Source organism: Selenomonas sp. AB3002 (genome assembly GCF_000702545.1).
Lineage (GTDB): Bacteria > Bacillota > Negativicutes > Selenomonadales > Selenomonadaceae > Selenomonas_B > Selenomonas_B ruminantium_A.
In genome coordinates this window covers 1,060,858-1,083,125 of sequence record NZ_JNIO01000008.1, presented here as the reverse complement: position 1 = coordinate 1,083,125, position 22,268 = coordinate 1,060,858, and the positions used below count along the sequence as shown (strand labels likewise).

General features: G+C 50.4%; 19 protein-coding genes. 13 read left to right on the top strand and 6 right to left on the bottom strand.

The genetic code is table 11. The features are described 5' to 3' along the window. Positions 1–132 precede the first annotated feature (132 nt). The 7 genes from P159_RS0113080 to P159_RS0113050 all read left to right on the top strand — a co-directional run bounded on the left by P159_RS0113080 (position 133) and on the right by P159_RS0113050 (position 8,212). Positions 133–1,272 carry an alpha/beta hydrolase gene (locus P159_RS0113080; RefSeq protein WP_029544690.1) on the top strand — a complete coding sequence of 380 codons (1,140 nt, stop codon included), beginning with the start codon at positions 133–135 and terminating at the stop codon, positions 1,270–1,272. Between the two features lie 192 nt (positions 1,273–1,464). Next, the gene (locus P159_RS20015) at positions 1,465–1,635 is read left to right on the top strand and encodes a hypothetical protein (protein WP_318253583.1); all 171 of its coding nucleotides are present in this window, start codon (positions 1,465–1,467) and stop codon (positions 1,633–1,635) included. Positions 1,636–1,712: 77 nt separating this feature from the next. Then, positions 1,713–2,588 (top strand): MurR/RpiR family transcriptional regulator, encoded by an 876-nt coding sequence (locus P159_RS0113070; RefSeq protein ID WP_029544689.1) that lies wholly within the window; start codon positions 1,713–1,715, stop codon positions 2,586–2,588. 278 nt (positions 2,589–2,866) lie between these two features. Beyond that, complete coding sequence (locus P159_RS0113065) at positions 2,867–4,297, top strand: 6-phospho-beta-glucosidase (RefSeq protein WP_029544687.1); 1,431 nt, start codon at positions 2,867–2,869, stop codon at positions 4,295–4,297. A gap of 315 nt (positions 4,298–4,612) precedes the next feature. Next, positions 4,613–6,361 carry a 1-deoxy-D-xylulose-5-phosphate synthase gene (locus tag P159_RS0113060; protein ID WP_029544685.1) on the top strand — a complete coding sequence of 583 codons (1,749 nt, stop codon included), beginning with the start codon at positions 4,613–4,615 and terminating at the stop codon, positions 6,359–6,361. A gap of 44 nt (positions 6,362–6,405) precedes the next feature. Then, entirely contained in the window at positions 6,406–7,530 is a 1,125-nt protein-coding gene (locus tag P159_RS0113055; protein ID WP_029544683.1) for an MBL fold metallo-hydrolase, read from the top strand. Between the two features lie 40 nt (positions 7,531–7,570). Continuing rightward, entirely contained in the window at positions 7,571–8,212 is a 642-nt protein-coding gene (locus P159_RS0113050) for a peptidoglycan recognition family protein (RefSeq protein ID WP_029544681.1), read from the top strand. Positions 8,213–8,293: 81 nt separating this feature from the next. Here P159_RS0113050 and P159_RS21355 read toward each other — a convergent pair whose 3' ends face one another. Further along, on the bottom strand, positions 8,294–8,407 hold the full coding sequence (locus P159_RS21355; RefSeq protein WP_349254364.1) for a serine hydrolase: 114 nt from the start codon (positions 8,405–8,407) through the stop codon (positions 8,294–8,296). 180 nt (positions 8,408–8,587) lie between these two features. Continuing rightward, the gene (locus P159_RS0113035) at positions 8,588–9,550 is read right to left on the bottom strand and encodes a LysR family transcriptional regulator (protein ID WP_029544679.1); all 963 of its coding nucleotides are present in this window, start codon (positions 9,548–9,550) and stop codon (positions 8,588–8,590) included. A gap of 127 nt (positions 9,551–9,677) precedes the next feature. Between P159_RS0113035 and P159_RS0113030 the strand changes: the two genes are divergently transcribed. Then, on the top strand, positions 9,678–10,943 hold the full coding sequence (locus P159_RS0113030; protein WP_029544677.1) for a 3-isopropylmalate dehydratase large subunit: 1,266 nt from the start codon (positions 9,678–9,680) through the stop codon (positions 10,941–10,943). Further along, positions 10,943–11,452 (top strand): 3-isopropylmalate dehydratase, encoded by a 510-nt coding sequence (locus P159_RS0113025; RefSeq protein ID WP_029544675.1) that lies wholly within the window; start codon positions 10,943–10,945, stop codon positions 11,450–11,452. Before P159_RS0113030 ends, P159_RS0113025 begins: the two co-directional genes overlap by 1 nt. 93 nt (positions 11,453–11,545) lie before the next feature. Here P159_RS0113025 and P159_RS0113020 read toward each other — a convergent pair whose 3' ends face one another. Together P159_RS0113020 and P159_RS18770 are read right to left on the bottom strand one after the other, a co-directional pair. Continuing rightward, positions 11,546–12,286, bottom strand: a complete 741-nt coding sequence (locus P159_RS0113020; protein WP_051650361.1) for a Fic family protein — start codon at positions 12,284–12,286, stop codon at positions 11,546–11,548. Between the two features lie 18 nt (positions 12,287–12,304). Next, positions 12,305–12,637 (bottom strand): type II toxin-antitoxin system RelB/DinJ family antitoxin, encoded by a 333-nt coding sequence (locus tag P159_RS18770; protein WP_037377058.1) that lies wholly within the window; start codon positions 12,635–12,637, stop codon positions 12,305–12,307. A gap of 60 nt (positions 12,638–12,697) precedes the next feature. On the opposite strand from P159_RS18770, the gene P159_RS20725 reads away from it, so the two are divergent. Next, on the top strand, positions 12,698–12,844 hold the full coding sequence (locus tag P159_RS20725; RefSeq protein ID WP_185753738.1) for a hypothetical protein: 147 nt from the start codon (positions 12,698–12,700) through the stop codon (positions 12,842–12,844). Positions 12,845–12,921: 77 nt separating this feature from the next. On the opposite strand, the gene P159_RS0113005 is transcribed toward P159_RS20725, so the two are convergent. Next, the gene (locus tag P159_RS0113005) at positions 12,922–13,443 is read right to left on the bottom strand and encodes a phosphatase PAP2 family protein (RefSeq protein WP_029544669.1); all 522 of its coding nucleotides are present in this window, start codon (positions 13,441–13,443) and stop codon (positions 12,922–12,924) included. A gap of 245 nt (positions 13,444–13,688) precedes the next feature. After that, positions 13,689–15,065 carry a serine hydrolase domain-containing protein gene (locus tag P159_RS0113000; protein ID WP_029544667.1) on the bottom strand — a complete coding sequence of 459 codons (1,377 nt, stop codon included), beginning with the start codon at positions 15,063–15,065 and terminating at the stop codon, positions 13,689–13,691. 246 nt (positions 15,066–15,311) lie between these two features. On the opposite strand from P159_RS0113000, the gene P159_RS0112995 reads away from it, so the two are divergent. From P159_RS0112995 to P159_RS0112985, 3 genes are all read left to right on the top strand, one after another. Beyond that, positions 15,312–16,838, top strand: a complete 1,527-nt coding sequence (locus P159_RS0112995) for an FAD-dependent oxidoreductase (RefSeq protein ID WP_051650359.1) — start codon at positions 15,312–15,314, stop codon at positions 16,836–16,838. 325 nt (positions 16,839–17,163) lie between these two features. Further along, entirely contained in the window at positions 17,164–18,549 is a 1,386-nt protein-coding gene (locus P159_RS0112990; protein WP_029544663.1) for a PTS transporter subunit EIIC, read from the top strand. After that, positions 18,546–22,256 (top strand): autotransporter domain-containing protein, encoded by a 3,711-nt coding sequence (locus P159_RS0112985; RefSeq protein ID WP_029544661.1) that lies wholly within the window; start codon positions 18,546–18,548, stop codon positions 22,254–22,256. The genes P159_RS0112990 and P159_RS0112985 overlap by 4 nt, the downstream gene beginning before the upstream one ends. Positions 22,257–22,268 lie beyond the last annotated feature (12 nt).

Here is a 22,268-nt window from a genome sequence, read left to right as displayed (position 1 = left end):
AATCTATGCATTTATATGTCTGATAAGCATAGCTGTCTATTTCTTATAAGTATTGGTAATTACAGAACATCATCGCTATAATGTAATCAAGCTAAATGATAAAAGGTGCAAGTGAAGCAAAGGAGCATATAAATGTTGAAGAAAATTATCAAAAGCAAGAAGATGGTTCTGGCAGCCATGATGGCAGGAGTGATGTCCTTTGGCCTGATGGAAAATGGCGTGCAGGCAGCAGATAAAGGAGCGGCAGGTATGAAGAGTGCAGAAGTCAAAAGCGACAGGATGATCAAAGCCGAAAAATTGCAGCTTACCCAGGAGTGGGACAAGGTCTTTCCCAAGAGCGACAAAGTTGACCACCGCAAGGTGACTTTTGTGAACCGTTACGGCATTACGCTGGCAGCTGATATGTATGTGCCCCGGTATGCCAAAGGCAAGCTCCCTGCCCTGGCCGTCAGCGGCCCCTTCGGCGCTGTCAAGGAGCAGTCTTCCGGCCTTTATGCCCAGGAAATGGCTGAGCGTGGGTATCTGACCATTGCCTTTGACCCGTCCTTCACCGGGGAAAGTGGCGGCCAGCCCCGTTATGTGGCTTCGCCGGACATCAACACCGAAGATTTTTCCGCAGCAGTGGATTTTCTGTCCATCCAGGAAAATGTGGATAAAGACCGTATCGGCATTATCGGTATATGCGGCTGGGGTGGCATGGCCCTCAATGCAGCGGCCAGCGATACCCGCATCAAGGCTACCGTGGCTTCCACCATGTACGATATGAGCCGGGTAATTGCCAATGGCTATTTCGACAGGGACAAGGACGAGGCAACCTTGAAAAGGGAACGCTACGCCAATCGGGAAGCCCTGAATGCCCAGCGCACCGAAGATTACAAAAACGGTTTCTATAAAAATGCCGGCGGTGTGCCGGATGTCCTGCCGGAAGATGCTCCCTGGTTTGTGAAGGATTACTATACCTATTACAAAACGGAGCGCGGCTACCATCCCCGTTCCCTGAACTCCAACGGCGGCTGGAATCAGACTTCGGCTCTTTCCTTCATGAATATGCCGATTCTCTCCTATGCCGATGAAATCAAGAGTGCTGTGCTGGTGCTTCACGGCGAAAAAGCCCATTCCCGCTACTTTGGTGAAGATGCCTTCAAGAAGCTGCAGGGAGACAATAAGGAACTGGTAATCGTACCAGGAGCATCCCATATTGACCTTTATGACAATAAAGCTCTGATTCCCTTTGACAAACTGGCTGCCTTCTTTGACAAAAATCTGAAGTAATACCCGTAATACCGCCCTGCGAATATACATCCTGGGTCTATGCATTGACAAAATTGTCCTTTTGCCCTATGCTATGAAACATAATATGAGTTGACACCTGTTGCCACCGGGTAATGGGAGGAGCGTCATTTTCTTATCGGTAGGTCTTGGCAGATAAGAAGATGGCGCTGTTTTTGTAGGAGGCAGGATAATATGTTTAGGAAGATGCGGAGATTCAAGCAGCAGCTGCCGGAGGCAGAGTGCAGGGAAGTTTTGCGGGAGCAGAAGCGGGGCGTGCTGTCCATGCTGGGAGACGATGGCTATCCCTACGGCATCCCTATGAATCAGATGAAGGATATCGCCAGGGAAATAGGAAAAGTGTGAGAGGCACCTCAGTTGTTGAATTCCTTTTTCCTGCAGGCTATACTGTAAAGAGAAATCAGCACAAAGGGGGTCGATTTATGCGGCTGCTTAGAAAGATGCAGGAGCCGGAACGCTTTTCTCCTGCAGAGCAGAATATGATCAACTACATCCTCAGCCACAAGCGGGAAATGGCGGAGCTTTCCATCCGGGAGCTGGCAGAAAAGACCTACAGCAGCCCCGCAGGCATCTTCCGACTCTGCCAGAAGCTGGGGCTGAAGGGCTACAACGAATTCAAGCTGCGCTTCATCAGCGAAGTGAACCGCACAGAGTCCGTCCCCTGCGCGGGGATAAAGATAAAGCGTCCCATCACCGCCCTGGACGGCCCCGAGGGCATCGTCCAGAAGATGGCAGCCCTGGAGATAGAGTCCATCGAAGAAACCAAAAACGAAATGAAGATGGAGCAGGTGGTGCGGGTGGCGCAGATGATGCGTGAAGCCAAAGTCATAGATATTTATGCCTATGACCAAAACTTCCAGCTGGCTCAGATGATGGTTTACAACCTGCTGCAGGTGAAGTGCGTGGCGGTAGCCAACATCTCCCTGACCTCCCAACTGGCCCAGGCCATGCTCTCTGATGCTTCCCATCTGGCCATTATTATCAGTCGCACCGGCTCCAATAAAAGGCTTCTCAGGACGGCAAAGATCTTGAAACAGCAGGGAGCTCCCATAGTGCTCCTCTCATCTTCAGAAAAAACACCCCTGGCCAAATACGCCGACGAGTTCCTCTATGTGGCCAATGCCAATACCCTTGACTATATGGATATGGGCAGCATGATCTTTTCCGTGGGGGTGCGCTACTACCAGGATGTGCTCTTTGGTCTGCTGCTGGCCCAGGACTTTGACGGCATAGAAGAATTTTCCGGGCGCATGGATAACTGCCTGGGGCACTATGAAGATAAAGACCGTTTATGGTAACACCAGGTATATCATAAATTGTATACAATTTGTAAACACTGTTTACACGAGAGCCGCCAGGCTCTCTTTTTTTGTGAACACCGTCCCGAAAGCGCCCAAACGGATTGAAGTGAGAAAAAGCCTGTGCTATATTGTCAACTGTCGAAAGGATGATATTGATTTTACAAATGATTTGGGATGCGTGAAATTTTGCCACAGGCAAAATCTCAAGTGAAGCGTTGCTGCACCTGCGCCCCGAGCGTCTTAGCATGAAAAACTTATCTTAGGAGGTTTACATTATGTCATTTTCTGAAGGATTTTTATGGGGCGGCGCTGTGGCTGCCCATCAGCTGGAAGGAGCCTGGCAGGAGGGTGGCAAGGGCATCAGCGTGGCTGATGTCATGACCGTAGGCGGCTACGGCAAGCCCAGGGAGATTACCGATGGTGTCATCGAGGGCAAGATTTACCCCAACCACGAAGCCATCGACTTTTACCACCACTACAAAGAAGACCTGGCCCTCATGGCTGAAATGGGCTTCAAGGCCTTCCGCACCAGCATTGCCTGGACCCGCATCTTCCCCAAGGGAGATGAGGAGGCGCCCAACGAAGCAGGGCTGAAATTCTACGATGACCTCTTTGACGAAATGAACCGCCTGGGCATCGAGCCGGTAGTGACCCTCTGCCACTTCGAGCTGCCCTACCATCTGGTGACGGAATACGGCGGTTTCCGCAACCGCAAGGTCGTGGATTTCTTCGTGAAATTCGCCACCACCTGCTTTGAGCGCTATAAAGACAAGGTCAAATACTGGATGACCTTCAACGAGATCAACAACCAGCGCAATACCGATGTGCCCTTCTTCGCCGTCACCAACTCCGGCTTCACCTACAAGGAGGGCGAAGACAGGAAATTGGTGCTCTATCAGGTAGCTCACAACGAATTCGTGGCCTCTGCCAAGGCTGTGATAGAAGGACATAAAATCAACCCAAAATTCCAGATTGGCTGCATGCTGAACATCGGCCCTGTCTATACGGAAAGCTGCCGCCCGGCAGACGCCATCCTGGCGCTGAAGGAAATGGACAGGACATGGTTCTTCTCCGATGTGCAGTGCCGGGGTCATTATCCCACCTATGTGCTGAAAGAGTGGGAGAACAAGGGCTATCATATCGAGATGGCAGAGGGTGACCTGGAAATTCTGGAGGCTGGCAAGGTGGATTACTTCGCCTTCAGCTACTACCAGACAGAGGTTCTGAGCTCTGTTCATCAGAATGACGATGCAGACGAGTTCTCCCGTGGGGTGGACAACCCCTATCTGAAGAAATCAGACTGGGGCTGGAAAATTGACCCGGTGGGCCTGCGCTATGCCCTGAACCTGGTGCAGGAGCGCTATGAGCTGCCCATGATGATTGTGGAAAACGGCATCGGCCTCCACGAGACGGAAGCAGACAAGCAGGCTGACGGCATGATACACGATGATGCCCGCATCGAATACTTCCGCGCCCACATCAGCGAAGTGAAGAAGGCCATTGACGAAGACGGCGTAGACCTCCTGGGCTATCTCACCTGGGGCCCCATCGACCTGGTATCCGCCGGCACCGGTGAAATGGAGAAGCGCTACGGCTTCATCTATGTGGACAAGAACAATAAGGGTGAAGGCACCCTGCGCCGGGAAAAGAAAAAATCCTTCTTCTGGTACAAGGAGGTTATCGAAAGCAACGGCGAGAAGCTTTAAAAGAAGATTTTAGCCCCAAGGCTCCTGTCAGACCTTGAAATCCGGCTGGTCACGGTAGAAGTGCTGCAAAAGTTCAATTAAGGCGTGCAGGGACTTGCGCTTGTCGTTTCGGTGGTGCTACGGCTTCCTATTATTATGGACCGTTGCAGCCAGACCAATGAATCCTGTTGGTTGAGCATCCTCATAATCCCCTTATGGCCAAAAGCCATAGGGGGATTATTTTCTGCAAAAAAACCTTGACTTGAAGCTGACTCCAAGGTATAGACTTACAGACATCTGCCGAAGATGTTTACAGATATAGCAAAGGAGCATGTCATGTATTTAGAGAAAATCAGTGGGCCGCAGGATATTAAAGCTTTTAACGAAGAACAGCGCAAGGTGCTGGCACAGGAAATGCGGGAGGCTATGCTGAAGCGGGCCAGCGTCCATGGCGGCCACTTCGGTCCTGATTTCGGTATCGTAGAGTGCATCATTGCCCTGCATACAGTTTTTGATTCACCGAAAGATAAATTTGTCTTTGATATCTCCCATCAGGCCTATCCCCATAAGATGCTGACGGGACGCAAGGATGCGTACCTCTATGCGGAGCATTATGATGATGTATCCGGATATACCAATCCTGAGGAAAGCGAGCACGATATGTTCAATGTGGGGCATACCTCCACTTCTATCAGCCTGGCCACGGGACTGGCCAAGGCTCGTGACCTCAAGGGGGGCAAGGAAAATATCATTGCCATCATCGGTGATGGTTCCATGAGTGGCGGTGAAGCTTTGGAGGGGCTGGATACTGCCGGGGAGATGGACACCAATCTGATTATCGTCTTCAACGATAATGACCAGAGCATTGCCGAAGTGCACGGTGGTATGTATAAGGGATTTCGGGAACTACGGGAAACCAAAGGGCAGTCGGAGCGCAACTTGTTCAAGGCCATGGGAATGGAATACCGCTTCGTGGAAGCTGGCAACGATGCCGAAGCCTTGATTGCGGCCTTCAGTGAGGTCAAGGATATTGACCATCCGGTGGTCATCCATATCGTCACTCAGAAGGGCAAGGGATACAAGCTGGCTGAGGAAAACAAGGAAGACTGGCACTGGCACATGCCCTTTGATATCGAAACGGGTGAAGCCAGACAGGAAATGGTAGATCCCTATGCCGAACAGACGGCAGCAACCTTCCTGCGGCTGGCCCAGGAAGATGAGAAATTCATCGCCATTTCTGCTGCTACACCGTCCAGCATGGGGCTTACGCAAGAGCGACGCCGGGCTTTGGGCAAGCATTACCTTGATGTGGGTATTGCCGAGGAGCAGGCCGTGGCCATGGCATCAGGTCTGGCACGCAATGGTGCTCATCCCGTTTTTGGCGACTTTTCTTCCTTCTTCCAGCGCACCTATGATCAGCTTTCCCAGGACGTATGCGTCAATAATAACCCTGCCACCTTCCTGGTGTTCTGGGCGTCTATGTATGGCATGAACGATGTGACCCATCTTGGTTTTTACGACATTCCCATGATGAGCAATATCCCAAACCTGGTGTATTTGGCACCGACTTCGCCGGAAGAATACCAGGCCATGCTGGATTGGGCAATTCCGCAGGAGAAGTATCCCGTGGCCATTCGTGTCCCCCATGCCATGGTGGGCAGTTCCAAGCGTCCCGTGCGTGAATCCTATGATGAACTCAATAAGTATGAAGTGGTGAAGGACGGCAGCCATGTAGCCATCATTGGTTTGGGTAATTTCTACAACCTGGCGGAAGAAACTGCGGCTAAGCTCAAAGAACAGGGCATAGAGGCCACCCTCATCAATCCTCTCTTTATCACCGGACAGGACAAGGAACTCCTGGAGAGACTGAAAGCTAATCATGAATTGGTGGTAACCTTGGAAGATGGCGTCCTGGACGGCGGCTTTGGCGAAAAGATTGCCCGTTTCTATAGTGCAGACAAAATGAAGGTATTGAACTTCGGTTTGTCGAAGAACTTCTATGACCGTTATGATTATGAGGCATTGGCCAAAGAAAATCACTTGACGGCTGCGCAGGTCGCAGAGGATATTCTGGCTAATCTGTAAAGTTATTGAATGACAATAGATTGATTGGGCAGAGGGGCAGCTTTATGAAGCGAAGAACATTTATTTTAGGAGGTCTTGGAGCCTTGGGAATGATGGCGGGGGGCGGGGCGCTTTTTGTGAACCGCCCGGAATTTGGCAGGCTGCCACAGGGGGCGCGACTGGTGCGCATGGAGGCCTCGCCACACTATGTGGACGGCCAGTTCCAGAATCTGGTGCCGGTGCAGGTCATGAATGAGCAAAGCGGCGAGAACCGCTTTGTGGCCATGGCAAAATTCCTCTTTGGGGACAAGTCAGAGCTTTCTCCGCAGGAGCCCCTGCTCAGTCAGAAGACGGATTTGCATGAGCTGGAGCCTTCCCGTGATGCTGCAGTGTGGATGGGGCACTCGACCTTCTTTTTGCAGCTGGGAGGCAGGCGCATTCTCATCGACCCGGTGTTTTCCTCCTATGCGTCGCCCTTGTTTTTCATCAACAAGGCGTTTCCGGGCAGCAATGTCTACACGGCAGAGGATATGCCGGAGATAGATGTGCTGGCCATTTCCCATGACCACTGGGATCATCTGGACTATCCCACGGTGATGGCACTGAAGCCAAAGGTAAAGCATATCGTCTGCCCGTTGGGGGTAGGAGAATACTTTGAGCAATGGGGCTTTGACCTTTCTATCATCCATGAGGAAGACTGGGAGGCGGAAATCAGGCTGGCAGAGGATTTCTCCGTCCATATCCTGCCTTCCCAACATTTTTCGGGGCGGTTCCTGCAGCGCAATCCGACCCTGTGGTGCGGCATGGCCTTTGTGACACCTGCGCACAAGGTCTATTATAGCGGCGATGGCGGCTATGGAGAGCATTTCAAGGCCATTGGGCGGAAGTTCGGCGGTTTTGACCTGATGCTGGGGGAAAACGGCCAGTACAATATGGCCTGGCACGCTATCCACATGCTGCCGGAGGAAACGGCCCAGGCGGCAATGGAGGTGGGGGCCAGGATGCTTCTGCCCGCCCACGGCGGCAAGTTTGCGCTGGCCCGCCACCCCTGGCAGGAACCATATCAGAGATTGCTGCAGGCCAGCCAGGGAAAAGGCTATAAGCTGCTGACGCCGGAAATCGGCGAAGCCGCCTACCTGGATGGAGAGCAGGCAAGGCCCTTTGATGAGTGGTGGGAGCGGATGCGCTGAAAGGGTGTGTTTGTGATTGGGGAGGGGGAGAGCGAAGTTTATGATAAGAAAGACAGTACTTCTTCTTTTGTTTTCACTTTTCCTTATGACAGAAACTTTTGCTGGTGAATTGCAGATAATTGATAAACCAATCCTATGGTCTGACTATAGAGAGCAGCTTATGCGTGAGTATGCCGCAACACACTACAGCATGGAACAAATATATATCATCCCCCAAGCTGTAGTTGTGCATTGGACAGCCTCTGGTACCTGGGAATCCGCTTATAATCATTTTTACCATGAGGCGCGCGCTGATGGTACTCTGAATGTTGCCTCCCACTTTCTTGTTTCACGGGATGGACAAATATACAGACTCACACCCGAAACAGCGCTTAACAGGCATATCATAGGCTATAACTGGTGTGCCATCGGCATAGAAAATGTAGGTGGAGTCAATGGCGTGGAGGATTTAACGGACGCGCAACTTGAAGCAAATGTTGAGCTGATTAAATATCTGCATAAAAAATACGCTACAATTTCCTATGTCTTTGGTCACTATCAGCAGGATGCAGCCAAAAGCAGTGGCTTATACATTGAAAATGTACCTAACTATCGTTCAGAAAAAATAGATCCGGGCCATATTTTCATGACTGCTTTGAAAAGTCGCTTGCAAGGTGAAGGCCTTAAATTTTATGATGACTAGGATGATGCTGAGATCGAGGTTTTCGATAAGCACAGATGATTGAAAGGATATTGCAAGTTTGCTATATAAAAGGGGAGGCTGTTAGCAGCCTCCCTTTTGTGTGTAGAGCGTGAATCCCAAATATTTGCTCACATCTTCGTCCAGATTGATTTTTCCCTGTTCGACCAGCTGCATGATAGTGAATACGGTAAACATCTTGGAAAGGGAAGCTGCGCGAAAGCGGCTTTCCCGAGTAAAGCTATTTTTTCCTGCTTTTGGTCTGCGCCATGGCGTAGCTCTCGTCAATCCGCTGCCGCAGTTCTTCCAAGGGAATAGAGCCGTCCAGGCAGACTGTGTACCCATGTTTCATTTACTTTTTCCATTTTGTGCTCCCTTTTATTCAGCTTTCGTTATTCCCACATTGAAGGATTTTTGAGAGAATGCCCTTATAAAGTCTTTCATGCTGCGGGAAATAAAAGCCTGTTTCCTGGTCAGGGCGTGAAAGGTTCTTTGGGCCAGGGGGGAGTCCAGCTTGTAGTACAGCAGGCTTTCATCCATGGCCCGGGCAATCATGAGGTTGGTAATGAACGCAGCCCCCAGTCCCTGACGGGCGAAGTGCCAGGAAGTCTCCAGTTGTTCGATGCAGAAACGCACCGTGGGCTGGAGTTTTTTTTCCTTGCAGATGGCAAGGCAGCGCTGACGGAACTGGTTGCTTTCCGAAAGCAGCAGGAAGGGCAGGCCGGAAAAGAGGGAGATATCTGCCAGGGGGGAGCAGGCTTCACGGGTGAGGCCAGCGGCTGTCTGCTGAGCAGTCAGTCCTGCAGACAGGGCATCGTCGGGCACCAAGGGACGGGGAATGGCCAGCAGGATTTCATCTTTGGCCACTGCCTGGCGGTGGAATATGCTGGTATCAATTTCTGCACTGTGAAAGCCTATATCCAGGGTCCTTTCGGCCATCCAGCGGTCGATGATCTTGGAATTGTCCTCCAGGATGTTCAGCCTGATGCCGGGGTGGCTAAGATTGTAGCGGTGTAGGACAGTGGGCAGGATATAGGCGTTGAAATACTGGGAGCCGCCTATGGTCAGTTCGCCAGTATCGGCGTTCAGGTAATCTTTCAGTTCCCTGTCCATCTCCTCCTCGATGCGCTTGATTTCCATAAGGCGGCGCAGGTAGATTTTTCCGGCCTCCGTCAGGGCCAGGGGCTGGGTACCGCGTTCAAAAAGGGGGGCGCCGATGGCCTCTTCCACCCGCCTGACGGCAATGGAAAGGGCGGGCTGGGTCATGAAGAGATTGCGGGCTGCCTGGGAAAAACTCCCTGTGCGGTACACTTCGCAGATGTAGGCCATATCCGTTTCCATAAGGGGCCTCCTCATAAAATCAATTTATATGGGCATAAAGTCTATAAAATTGATTTTATATCTAAGGGGGGATAAAATCAAGCATAAGGAACAGGCTTGAGCAAGTGACGCAGAAAGGGTGAAGGATATGCATGCCATCGAAAAACTTTTGGCCGTGAAGTCCGGCAGTGAGAAGGTTCATGCCGGGGAAATCGTGAGCTGCACGGTAGATTATGCAGGCATCAATGACCTCTACTATCAAACGGTGAAGTCCTTTTATGAAATGGGAGGCACGAAGGTGGCTGCCCCGGAGAAAGTCATACTCTTCTTCGACCATTATGCCCCCTGCGCCACGGAGAAGCAGGCGGACAACCACAGGAAATTTCGTGCCTTTGCCCAGGAGCAGGGCATAGGTCATCTCATGGATATCAACGAAGGTGTCTGCCACCAGCTCATGGCGGATTACGGCTTTTCCAAGCCCGGGGAAATCATGGTGATAACAGATTCTCATACCACCACCCATGGGGCTTTCGGTGCCTTTGGCACGGGAGTGGGGGCGACAGATCTTGCCATTATCCTGGCCACGGGCAAGCTCTGGTTCAAGGTGCCGGAGGTCATCCGCATCAATCTGGTGGGAAAACTCCCCCGCGGGGTCTATGCCAAGGATGTGATTCTCCATATCATAGGCGACCTGAAGGCAGATTATGGGGTATACAAGGCTGTGGAATTTGCCGGGCCGGTGCTGCAGGAATTCAGCATTTCAGAGCGCATGGCTCTTTGCAATATGACCACGGAAATGGGGGCCAAGACCAGCTATATCCAGCCAGATGAAATCACCAGAAAGTTTTTGGCGGATAGAGGCGTGACAGACTATACAGTTTATGAGACAGATGATGACTACGCATACGCCGCTGACCTTACCTATGATGTATCAAAGCTTGAACCCCAGCTGGCGGCGCCTTTCAGTGTGGACAATGTTCACCCCCTGGCACATCTGGCTGGAAAGCATATAGACCAGGCCTATCTTGGCTCCTGCACCGGCGGCCGCACAGAGGATTTTGCTATTGCAGCCCAAATCCTGCAGGGCAGGAAGATCCAGGCAGGGACGCGCATGGTGCTGGTGCCTGCTTCCCGCTTCGTGCTGAGGGAGTGCCTGGAGAAAGGCTATATCCAGACCCTGCTGGAGGCCGGAGCCACCCTCACAGCCCCCGGCTGTGCCGCCTGCCTGGGGATTCACCAGGGGCTTTTGGCAGAGGGAGAAGCCTGCATATCTTCCACGAACCGCAATTTCCCTGGCCGCATGGGCAGCGTGAAGGGGGAAATCTACCTTGGCTCCCCTGCGGCCGTGGCTGTGGCAGCCCTGAGGGGGGAAATCGCCGACCCGCGGGAAGTGCTGGAGAGGAGGGAAGCATAATGGAAAAAATGATCAAAGGCAGGGTATATGTATTTGGCAATAATGTGGATACCGACCAGATATATCCTGGCAAGTATGTGGAATATACGGAGATGGAGGACATCTGCCGCTTCGCCATGAGTGGCAGTGAGAAGCCTGAGCTGGCGCAGAGCTTCCAGCCGGGAGAGATCATCGTTGGCGGCACGAATTTTGGCTGTGGTTCCTCCCGTGAGCACGCCACCATGACCCTGAAGGGCATAGGCGTGGGTGCCATCATTGCCGAATCTTTCGCCCGCATTTTCTTTCGCAACGCCATCAACCTTGGCATTCCCGCCATCACCTGTCCGGGAATTTCCCAGTTCTTTCAGGATGGTGAAGAGGCAAGCATTGACCTGGCAAGCGGTATGATAAAGAATGTTTCCAACGGGCAGAGCCTCCAGGCGGAACCCATGGGGGAATACATGGAAAAAATTCTGGAAAATGGCGGCATCAAAGCCATGATAAGAGCGCAGATAGCGAAAGAAAAATGATGAATCAGTGATGAAAAATGCCCGTCATAGTTTGGAGGAGATTCCAAATCTATGGCGGGCTTTCCTGTATGTGAAGAAGAATGGAAAAGACATTCAGTAATAGGAAATCCGGAAATAATCCAGATACCTCTTGAATCTGTCCTGTGCTGTGAGGCAGGTATCCCTCAGGAACCCCGGTTCTTTTTCCCATTCGGAAAGGCCCCGGTAATAAAACAGTTTCAGATCATCTTCGATAATGAAGGGGACAATGTCATGCCTCAGGCACTCTTTGAAAAGAAGCAGCCGTCCTACTCTGCCGTTGCCGTCCTGGAAGGGATGGATGCTTTCAAAGCGATAGTGAAAATCCAGCAGGCTGTTGAAGTCTTTGGGCTGGCCATCTTCGTAGGCAGCCAACAGTGACCCCATTTTCTGCTGCACATCCTCTGGAGCGGCTGTGGCCTTTCCTCCCACTTCGTTGGGCAAGCGCTTGTATTCCCCTACGGCGAAATAGTCCAGACGAGCATCGGCGGTGCCATTCTTGAGCATGGCATGGATTTTCTTGAGCAGGCTTTCTGTGAGAGGGGCTTCCGCCTGGTCAATGATGAGATTTATGCACTGAAAATGGTTGGCAGTTTCTACTATGTCGTTGACATTCACCGTGCCCCCGGACAGCCCGATGGTGTTGGTTTCGTAGATATACCTTGTTTCCTCTGCTGTCAGACGGCTGCCTTCTATATGATTGGAATTATAGGTCAGCTCTATCTGGACTTTGTGATAGATGCCCCCTTTTTGGCAGGTCTTCTTTTCTACCTGCAGGATTTCCAGCAAAGATGGGCTTTTCATGACGCTGCTCATAGTGCCTCCTCTGAAAATTTATTTTTCTATATTGCATTTCGCTTTCATTTCTGCAAATACTTCGGCGGCAGGTCTTGATTTACCATCTAATGCTTCCTGGTAGCCTGTGAGCAGATGGCCGCGCAGTTCATCATCTGTCATCTTGTCTGCATTGACTGATTTTGGAAGATTGTCGAGTTTGTTGTCAGTTTCATCGGCAATGATATCGAAGGGAATGCGATTCTGTCTGATTATCTGATGTGCCAGCATATTTACAGTGGTTGACATATTAAGTCCCATGGATTTAAGTTTTTGTTCAACTTGCTGTTTGAGGGCAGCGTCCATTCTGACTTGAATTGTGGTAGTAGCCATATAAATCACCTCTTATTGTAATTATATCATTAGTACAGATGACGGACAATATAGGTGAATATGCACTTCCTCAAAGCCTGCGAGGAGCAGAATCCCAACGAGGTCTATCTGGTGCTGGCCGACAGCTTCGGCTCCAGGACCTGCTGCGGCAGGCAGCCTGATGGAAATATTGCGTTGTATGGAAAAGCAGCCCATAGGCCGGGATAACACCTGGACTATGCGCTGCTTTTTTGTTGAAAATTTATGATACTTGTTCCATTTCCACCGCATTGGTCACCTTTGCATCAGTTTTTCAGCAGATGCCTCTTCCAATGCCAGACGGTGCAGCTGCCTGCCAGGGCAAGCAGCATGCCGGCCAGCACATCGGAAGGGTAGTGAACCCCCACATACAAGCGTGAAAAAGCCATGAGCAGGGCAAAGGAAAATACTGCATAGCGCACCTTGCCTGATAGAGGTGACCACAGGATAATCCAGGCCACGGAAAAAGAAGAAACCGTGTGGATGGATGGGAAGGAGTAAGAAGTTGGAGGAGCTACCAGGGGAACAAGCTCTGGGATTTCCAGAAAGGGACGGGGCCGCATGACTGTATATTTGAGGATTTCACCCAAACTTACACAGACAAGCAGGGAAAGCCCTGCTATCAGCCCCAGCTTCCTGGTTCTGGGATAGATGAGCAGCATCAGCAGGAATACCAGCCAGATGGCGCCTTTATTGCCCAGAATGGTAATGGAACAGAATAGGCTAGAAAGAAAGTCGGAGCGCAGGTAATCCTGAATGAAAAGCAACAACGTCTGGTCAAAGTTCATAGAGCCCTCCCTGGAGTATGGATAATCAAGATATGCATCAAACTGCTTTATCATAGCACCGCTGTCGTTAATTTGTCTGAAAAAGCATTCCAGAGAACAGGAAAGATTGCTGAGCATGGCGTCAGGATTCCCTTGTGCATGAGGGCAGGAACTATGAGCAGATAGCTTTGCCGGCAGAGGCATGATAAGGGGATGCCGCACGTAATGAAACGTGCAACATCCCCTTTTGTATGCATTAAGTTTTATCAGCGGACAAACACATTGCGGCAAATAGCATCGCCAAGGGTTTCTTCCCAGATGTAGTTGTTGCTGAATTTACCAGCGCTGCGTGCATCTTCATCCTCTTCGATGGCTTCGCCGTTCATGATGTAGACATAGCCATCTTTGGTGTTCGGACGGATAGCCAGCATGGAGAGCAGGCCGAAAGCTTCACCGGTGTGTCCCACCAGATCAATCTCCGTATCCTTGCAGAATCTGGCTGTGCTATTGCCGTCCATCTGGTAAATGCCCAAACCATAGGAGAGAATCGTGCCGCCGTAGTTGTTGCCGTTCTTGGTTTTGTCGTCATAAATCCATTCTCGGCCCAGCATGGCCTTAACAGAAGCCGGGGAGAGAACCTGCCGGCCTTTGTAGGTACCATTGTTAAGCAGCATGGAAAGCGCATGGGAAAGCTCCTCACAGGAAATACGCAAGCCGCCTGCCGGGGAAAACACCGTAGCATTGGTGCCGGGAACATAATCCTTCAGGCTGTAGGTGTCCTGAAAGTCCTCCGCATAAGGATTTTGCAAGGAAACAGTATCCTTGGCCGGCTGTCCCTCCGGATAACCATCCTGCGTAGCGCGCCAGGGCCCGTTTTCATTCCAGACGCTGGAGGTATCTTTTTTCTGGTAAACTGCGCCGAGTTTTTTGAATTCCTTCTGGCTGAAGTTACCAGGCAGATAGTCAGCTTTTATATCCAGCTGTTTTAAGATATGGTTCTTTTGATATTGGTCAAAGCGTTCGCCTGTAACTTTTTCGATGATGGTTCCTAAAAGGCCGTAATTCAGATTGCTGTAGGCAAAGTATTTGCCCGGTTCCTGGCCGGCAGGTGCAAAGTGCGCGCCATCTTCGTAGAACTTGCCGTCTTTGCGGAAGAATTCTTGCAGCCCCATCTGTGGCGGAATGCTGTAAATCTTGCCATCACGCAAAGAGGACTGGTGAGAAGCCAACATTCTCACAGTAATGGGCGTATCCGGGTAATTGGGGTTTCTGAGGGTGAAGCCCAAATATTTGCTCACATCGTCGTCCAGATTAAGTTTCCCCTGTTCGACCAGCTGCATAATCGTGAACACGGTAAACATCTTGGAGACGGAAGCTACGCGAAAACGGCTTTCGCGGGTAAAGGGGTGATTTTTTTGTGGATTTTGGCTGTCGATAATAGCTGAACCTTGAAAGCTGCTGTAAACTTCTTTGCCATCCTTAAAGGCGATTACCCCTAGCCCTGGAACTTTGGTTCCGGTATCCCCGACCATTTGGGCAAGCTCGTTGTCTAAATCGGCCTTGCTTTCCTTGCTCATAGCCAGACAGGTGTTCATGAGCAGGCAGAACATTGCCAGTACAATCACGGTGATTTTTTTCTTCATCCCATTCAACTCCTTTTGCGGTTTTCATGCAAACGGCCATGTGCCTTGACATGTTTCTTTTATAATAGATGTTTTTTTCTGAAAAGTCAATACAAGATACGCAGGCTCCTAAAGAGGTTTTGCAATGTAATCACGAATGATTTTTAAGTTCCCAAAAGGACTTGCCTAATATTTGTCGAAATAATTAGGAAACTGGTTGATTTGATGTTTTGACGTGTTTGGTAATGTAGTGGGGAGGGGATGAATATGGAAAAATCATTTTCAATTCCGATTTCCCGCCGGGCATTTATGAAACTGGTGGGGATGGGAACCGTGGGGGTGTTGGCGGAAACGGCCCTGCCGAACGGCAAAGCCGCAGCAGCCCCGGCAGGAGTGAATGGCGAAGGCCTGCCTACTTTGATGACCGCTGATGTCTGCGTGGTTGGTGGCGGTGCGGCAGGGACGGCGGCGGCCATCAGCGCGGCACGCACAGGAGCAAAGGTTGTGCTGGTCGAGCGGGGGATTTCCCTTGGCGGCCTGGCCACCCAAGGGTGCGTTTTTCCTTGTATGCCTACTTATGCATTTGATAGCGATACTCCTTATATAAAAGAACTTAACAAACGCATAGAGGCTAAGGCGGGATTTTCGCCTGTGCCCAATGTCCCGGAAACGGACACACATTATGGTGAGGGGCTGGGAGTTTATGCGCCGGAATTGCTGACAGAAGTCTATGATGAATGGTGCGAGGAAACGGGAGCAACGATTTTATATGATGCTGCTCTTGCGGGCGCGGTTGTAGAAGCCGGAACCATCACTGCCTGTGTGGTGCAGACAGTAGAGGGGCTGGGGAAAATCCAAGCCAAGACTTTTATTGATGCCACAGGTGATGCTCTGTTGTCGCGATTTGCCGGGGTTCCCACGGAAAAAGGTTCGGAAACAAACGGGCGCAACCAACCTATGAGCCTGCGCTTCGAGATGGGAGGCGTAGATGTACCGAAAGTGCAGCATTTCTTTCATGATACACTGAAGGACACCTGGCTGGAAGAAAACTGGTCAAAAAAATTTAAGGAAGATGTGAAAAAAGGCCGCGATCCGTTTTGGGAATTTGCCAAATGGAAGAAAACAGAGAATCTCTTTCGGGAAGCCGTCAAGAAAGGCGAGCTCACGGAAGATGATATTCTGTATATCCAGGCATTTTCTGTACCGGGCAAGCCATACACCATGTCTATGAACTGTCCGGAAATGCCTCCGCTGATGTTTTCGGCCACAGATGCTGTTTCGCGCAGCAAGGCAGTATCTTTCGGGCGGAAGATGATGCGCCGTTTGGCAGCTTATTTCAAGGGTAATATTCCCGGCTTCGAAAAAGCCTATATCAGCCGCGAAGCCAGTATGGTAGGCGTGCGCGAGTCTTGGCGGATTCGTGGGAAGTACTATATGGAAGCCGATGATTATCTGAAGGCACGCCATTTTCCCGATGCAGTCTGCCGAACGGCGTACCCTATCGATATTCATGATGTGAAGCTGGATTTGTTTGAAAAGCTGAAGAAGGGACAGTATTACGAAATTCCCTATCGTGCCTTGGTGACCAATGAGATGTCCAACCTGTTGGTGGTAGGACGCTGTGCCAGCGGCAGCTTCGCTGCCCAGGCTTCCTTCCGGATACAGCCCACCTGTATGAGCATGGGAGAGGCAGCCGGCCTTGCGGCAGCTTGGGGACTTTCCCAGGGCGTTCCCGTAAATGAAGTGAAATGGGAAGATATACCCGCAGAAAAACGCAGTTATGTAAGCCAATAACACGGCTCACCAAGATATTTTGCTGTGTAAGGGGAAATATCTTGAGGTCGTTGGAAGAAGTTTTGAACTGCTGATGATTTTGCCTGGTACTGATTTCTAAGGAGAACAGTATCGGGCACTTTTTATTTTGCGGCAGGCGTTTGGCCCTATCCATTCTAGAGCATAGGCAAGGATAGAGAACAGGATTTTAGCTGATTTTATCGAATAATAGAAATAAGTATAAACAAAAACGCAAAATAAGGATTATGTTCGCTCATAGCGAACAGTATAGTATATAGCTGAGAAAGAAAATCAGGGTTGTGATTAGAACATGAGAGAGAATGTAATGGAAAAAATGTTTGCAAACTTGCAGCGCATCGGCAGGGCGTTGATGCTGCCGATTGCGGTACTTCCCGCTGCGGCCCTGCTGCTTCGGTTCGGTGCGCCGGATGTCCTTGATATCCCCTTTGTCACCAGGGCCGGCGGCGCGGTCTTTGATAACCTTGCGCTGCTCTTCTCCATCGGCATTGCCGTGGGGCTTGCCAAGGACAGCAATGGCGCGGCAGGTCTTGCGGGCTGCATCGGCTATCTCATCCTGACCACGGCACTCACGGCCCTTGATGCGACTCTTAACATGAGTGTGTTTGCTGGTATTATCAGCGGCATTGAGGGGGGCATTTTGTATAACCGCTTCCATACCGTAAAATTGCCGGAGTTTCTGGGGGCGTTTTCCGGCAGCAGGTTTGTGCCTATTGTGACGGCGGGTGTATCCATCCTGCTTGCGGCGATTTTCGGCGTTATCTGGGGGCCGTGTCAGGAGGTTATCCGTGCTGTCGGCGAATGGATTGCTGGTGCCGGGGTATTCGGCACGTTTACCTACGGCGTATTGAACCGGCTGCTCATTCCCGTGGGGCTCCATCATATCATCGGCAGCTATATCGGGTATATGTTCGGCGAATACACCAACCCGGTTTCAGGGGTGGTGGTGACGGGGGATATCAATCGCTTCTTTGCCGGCGATCCTACGGCGGGCATGTTCATGGCGGGCTTTTACCCCATGATGATGTTCGGTTTGCCGGCGGTGGCTCTTGCTTTGTATCACGCAGCCAAGCCGGAAAACCGTCCAAAGATTGGCGGCATGCTCGCCTCGGTGGCCTTCACCTCCTTTTTGACCGGGATTACTGAGCCCATTGAATTTTTGTTTATGTTCGTGGCTCCTTCCCTCTACGTCATACATGCCCTGCTTACCGGCCTGTCCCTGGCAGTCACCTACTCCCTGGGAGTCCTGGATGCAGGAGCTTTTTCACCGGGCTTCATAGACTATGTCCTTAGCTGGGGCCTGGCTACGAAGCCTTGGCTGATTATCCCCATCGGGCTTGGTATTGGCGCAGTGTATTATGTGGTATTCAGCTGGATGATTCGTCGCTTTGATATACCTACTGTCGGACGCTGTGATGAAGGCATAGAGGCAAGCGCTGACGCTGAAAAGCTCAGTGATTTCTCTAAACAAATTCTGACTGCTCTCGGAGGCACAGCCAATCTGGCAGAAGTGTCCAACTGCATAACGCGGCTGCGCATTGTTGTAATTGACAGTGCCAAAGTTGACCAGCAGGCACTGAAATCTATACCGGGAGTAAAAGGCATCATCGGCAAGGACAAGGCTGTGCAGGTGGTCATCGGTTTGCAAGCAGAGCACATTGCCAATGAGATCAAGGAGGAAATGAAAAGATGAAAAGTTTTTTGCCAGCAAGGAAGAAAAAAGCAATCCTCTCCACCGTTCTCGCGGGCATTTCTGTCTGCGGCGTCACCTTGCCGCAGACCGCCGAGGCTATGGAAGAGTTTGATATCGGCTGGGACGGCAAAACGCTGTTTAATATCCAGTATTACGGAGCAAGCGACAAAAACGAGGCCAGAGACAAGTTTTTCGTTGATAGAAAACATGCTACGCTTAATTATGACTTAACAAGCGACGTAAAAAGCGGCTTGAATAAGGCTTTCAAATGGTGGGCGGAAATTTTAGGCCCGGGCGCAAATATTTCTCAGCCGGCTCAATATTTTGTCGGCACCTACAATGATCAAAATGCGGGAGCAACCGGTTTGAGTATCAAAAATGATGAGTTGACGCATAACCCCAATTTTTTCAAAGAAATTTTCCAAAGCGGTCAAGCTGTACCATACTTTAATGATATTGCAGATTATACTAATAATGATGCTTATTATGCAAATAAAACTCTTGCGATGGGAAAGATTCTTATCGGGCAATATCTTGGATTTGACGCTTTGAATGACGGCGGTTATGGCTTTGTTAACTCAGCTTATTATGCCAATCCCACGCCGCAAAACATACTCGGCACTGACATTTCGGCTGTTATGTTCCATGAAATTGGTCACAGTCTGGGAATCAGCGCTTTTACAGGCAGCTTTTCGTCGACGCTTAATGGTACTACATATACGATAAATGGTTTTAGAGATGTTGACGAAAAGAGTTTTTCTGCGCATCTTTATGACCAATACGGAACAAAAGCAACGCCGAACGCTATAATTTTGCCGTCAAAAGATGATTTGCCAGTTTTGAATGCTATACTTGATGAAAATCCCGACATGAAAGCGGAAATCAAACCGGGAAATACTCTTTATGTGCCGAATACGTTAGAGGCAAGGCAAGATGGAAAAATGTATCTGTATTTTGCGGGGAAAAACGTTGTCGAGGTTTTGGATGGAAAAACTTTCACGCGCGGCGATGGCCAGCAAATCAGCGGAATACCCATCAATTTGTGGGAAGGTGGGACCCCGGAAATCAGCCATTTGGAATTGGCAAGAAGCATGATGAGCCACCAAAATTACAGAAGCTATGTAAACTTTATGGAGGCTGAGTTGGCGGCTCTGCAAGATATGGGTTACAATATTGACAGAAGGAACTTTTACGGACGCTCGATTTATAATGATGGCTTGACCTTAACAAATACGCAGGGGTTTTCAGCAAGACAAAACGGAAAATATGTGGACGGTTACAACAATTCCACTTTTGGTACGGGTTTGCACATTTACGGCTCGAACAACAACATAACGCAAGCTGGAAATATTTATGCAAACGGGGCGGGCGCAGTCGGCGTTCGCGTTGACGGCGTAAATAATACGATTACCGTTCCCCGAGGTACGGAAATTCACGCTGACGGAAGTAATAACAACGGTATCTTGATTGCGTACGGAAAAAATCACAATGTAAATGTTGAAGGCACAGTTACGGCGACAGGCGAAAGTGGAAATGCGCTCTCTTTTGATTTCGGCGCAAATGCTTTGGGAGCAAGTAAAGAAATTCGTGGGTCTTTTATGCGATATGCAAGACTATACAGGAATAACTCCCTTGCATACGCAAAAAATCTTGCGCCTGCAGAATTCTTCTCCCCTAATGATATGTGGAGTTTTACTGATCAAGAAAATGGCGATATGACCGCCCCAATGGTAAATACAGTTAATATTTCCGGCAAATTAATCGCTGACCCGGAAAATTCTGGCAATGCAATCTACATTGATTCAACGGCTTTTGTCGATACGATAAACATAAATGACGGGGCAGAAATCAAGGGCAACATACATTCGCAATGGAAACATTTCAGCCCCGAGGTCGGTATACTTGATAATGAAACGCCGATTGAAGAAATAGATCCCAATGACAAACTGCCAAAACTGCTTGAAGGCTTGAAGCTGCAATACAAGGGTGGTGAATATCTCTACACAAAATACATTCCCGACCTTGTGACAAAATTGAATTTCAACAATACAATGGCGTATGACGGCGACATTGACGGCATGGACAACATGAAAATAAACGTCAACGGCAATTTGGTTTACGGCGGTGCGGCAGACGTGGTGAGCGTCAATGTGGCGAAGGATGCGGGGCTTTTCGGCGGAACGTTCACGGTCAATGATATGACTGCCAAAATGGCCGAAGGTTTCTCGGACGATACGACGGGAAAATTCTACAATCATGGCACGATAGGCTCCGCGTACAGCGACAAATCCATGACGATTAACGGAAACTTGGTTTCCGATGGTACATTAAGCGGTTATGCCGGCGGTGACCTTGGCAATATTGTTGTGAACGGCACGGCGAATGTGGAAGGCTCCACGATTTCCGTCACCAATGCCCTGCCGGATGAAACCATGACTGTGCTGAAGGCCGGGACGGTAACAGGTGCTCTGGCCAATCCTGATGGAAAACCATACGCTGCCACGGGAATGCTCTCGACAACTGGTACCATAGAAGGAAATACGGTGAAAGTCACAGCCCATTCTGCCAACAATCTCGGAGAAGTGACGGCAGAGCAGGCGGAGGCTTATGACGCCATGAATGCTATGCAGAAAAAGCTGGTGGGGGATGCACGGAGAAATGAGATGCGTTCTCTCTACAGTTTAGATTCCTCAGCTGCCAAAAGTGCTCTCACAGAACTCGGTTCCTCGGCAGCACCTCAGATGACATCTCTTGTACAGCAGAGCACCGTGGCTGACAGGGTGATTTCCGACCGCCTGAGCACGGCATTTGCCACCAAGCCCGTAGAGGTGACCCTGCCGGTGAGTCATTTTGCAGATGGGGAAGAAGAGAAGGGCCTCAATATGAATGTGGAGCTTCCCGTGGCGCAGGATAACAATGCCTGGGTGAAGTTCACCAAGAACTGGGGCGACCTCAGGGGCGGTGCGGACTACCATGGAAGTGCCATATCGGGAGGCTATGACCGCATGCTAAGCGAAAACTGGCGGGGCGGCGTATTCCTGAGTTACCAGACCATGGGCCTTGGTGCCCGGGCAGGCAGCGGCAATATCTACGACACCAGGTTCGGCATTTACGCGGGCTACCACAAGGATGCCGCCGATGCTTATCTCTATGCGGACTATGGCTGGATTCGGAACAAACTGCGCCGTGGCATCAGTGCATTGGGCCTTGGGGCAGAAGCCAGGTACAACTCAAATTTGGTAGAGATTGGAGGAGAATATAAATATGATCTCCACGCCAGGGATGGCAAGATCTGGCATGTCAGCCCTTACGCAGGCCTGCAGCTTTCCTGGCTGAACCAGAAATCCTACGCGGAAAATGGCGCAGGCATCTTTAACCAGCATGTCTCAGGAAAGCACAACACCTACTTTGCAGGGCAGCTGGGCGTAGAGCTGAAGCGTTATCTGCCTCGTGGCAGCTACGGCATGCGCCTTGGGGTAAAGCATGCCTTTGCCGGAGCAGATCCGGAGCTTTCCTTCTGCTATGAGGGCAATGACAGCAGATTCTATAGCTTGCGTAACAGTCAGGACAAGACCCATTTCATTTTCGCACTGTCCGGTGATACTGAATTTGCAAATGGCTGGTTCCTGAATGGAGAAGCCCGGCTCCAGAAGGGCGCACACGATAAGGATCTCCTGGCATCCGTTACGCTGAGAAAAGTTTGGTAAGCAAAGGAAAAT

Bases quoted from the DNA above. Each gene is read 5' to 3' on its own strand.
- P159_RS0113070 (WP_029544689.1), top strand. From the start codon at position 1,713: ATGCGGCTGCTTAGAAAGATGCAGGAGCCGGAACGCTTTTCTCCTGCA.
- P159_RS20015 (WP_318253583.1), top strand. From the start codon at position 1,465: ATGTTTAGGAAGATGCGGAGATTCAAGCAGCAGCTGCCGGAGGCAGAG.
- P159_RS0113025 (WP_029544675.1), top strand. From the start codon at position 10,943: ATGGAAAAAATGATCAAAGGCAGGGTATATGTATTTGGCAATAATGTG.
- P159_RS0113035 (WP_029544679.1), bottom strand. From the start codon at position 9,550: ATGGAAACGGATATGGCCTACATCTGCGAAGTGTACCGCACAGGGAGT.
- P159_RS0112990 (WP_029544663.1), top strand. From the start codon at position 17,164: ATGGAAAAAATGTTTGCAAACTTGCAGCGCATCGGCAGGGCGTTGATG.
- P159_RS0113005 (WP_029544669.1), bottom strand. From the start codon at position 13,443: ATGAACTTTGACCAGACGTTGTTGCTTTTCATTCAGGATTACCTGCGC.
- P159_RS20725 (WP_185753738.1), top strand. From the start codon at position 12,698: ATGCACTTCCTCAAAGCCTGCGAGGAGCAGAATCCCAACGAGGTCTAT.
- P159_RS0112995 (WP_051650359.1), top strand. From the start codon at position 15,312: ATGGAAAAATCATTTTCAATTCCGATTTCCCGCCGGGCATTTATGAAA.
- P159_RS18770 (WP_037377058.1), bottom strand. From the start codon at position 12,637: ATGGCTACTACCACAATTCAAGTCAGAATGGACGCTGCCCTCAAACAG.
- P159_RS0113060 (WP_029544685.1), top strand. From the start codon at position 4,613: ATGTATTTAGAGAAAATCAGTGGGCCGCAGGATATTAAAGCTTTTAAC.
- P159_RS0113020 (WP_051650361.1), bottom strand. From the start codon at position 12,286: ATGAGCAGCGTCATGAAAAGCCCATCTTTGCTGGAAATCCTGCAGGTA.
- P159_RS0113050 (WP_029544681.1), top strand. From the start codon at position 7,571: ATGATAAGAAAGACAGTACTTCTTCTTTTGTTTTCACTTTTCCTTATG.
- P159_RS0113065 (WP_029544687.1), top strand. From the start codon at position 2,867: ATGTCATTTTCTGAAGGATTTTTATGGGGCGGCGCTGTGGCTGCCCAT.
- P159_RS21355 (WP_349254364.1), bottom strand. From the start codon at position 8,407: ATGTTTACCGTATTCACTATCATGCAGCTGGTCGAACAGGGAAAAATC.
- P159_RS0113030 (WP_029544677.1), top strand. From the start codon at position 9,678: ATGCATGCCATCGAAAAACTTTTGGCCGTGAAGTCCGGCAGTGAGAAG.
- P159_RS0113080 (WP_029544690.1), top strand. From the start codon at position 133: ATGTTGAAGAAAATTATCAAAAGCAAGAAGATGGTTCTGGCAGCCATG.
- P159_RS0113000 (WP_029544667.1), bottom strand. From the start codon at position 15,065: ATGAAGAAAAAAATCACCGTGATTGTACTGGCAATGTTCTGCCTGCTC.
- P159_RS0113055 (WP_029544683.1), top strand. From the start codon at position 6,406: ATGAAGCGAAGAACATTTATTTTAGGAGGTCTTGGAGCCTTGGGAATG.
- P159_RS0112985 (WP_029544661.1), top strand. From the start codon at position 18,546: ATGAAAAGTTTTTTGCCAGCAAGGAAGAAAAAAGCAATCCTCTCCACC.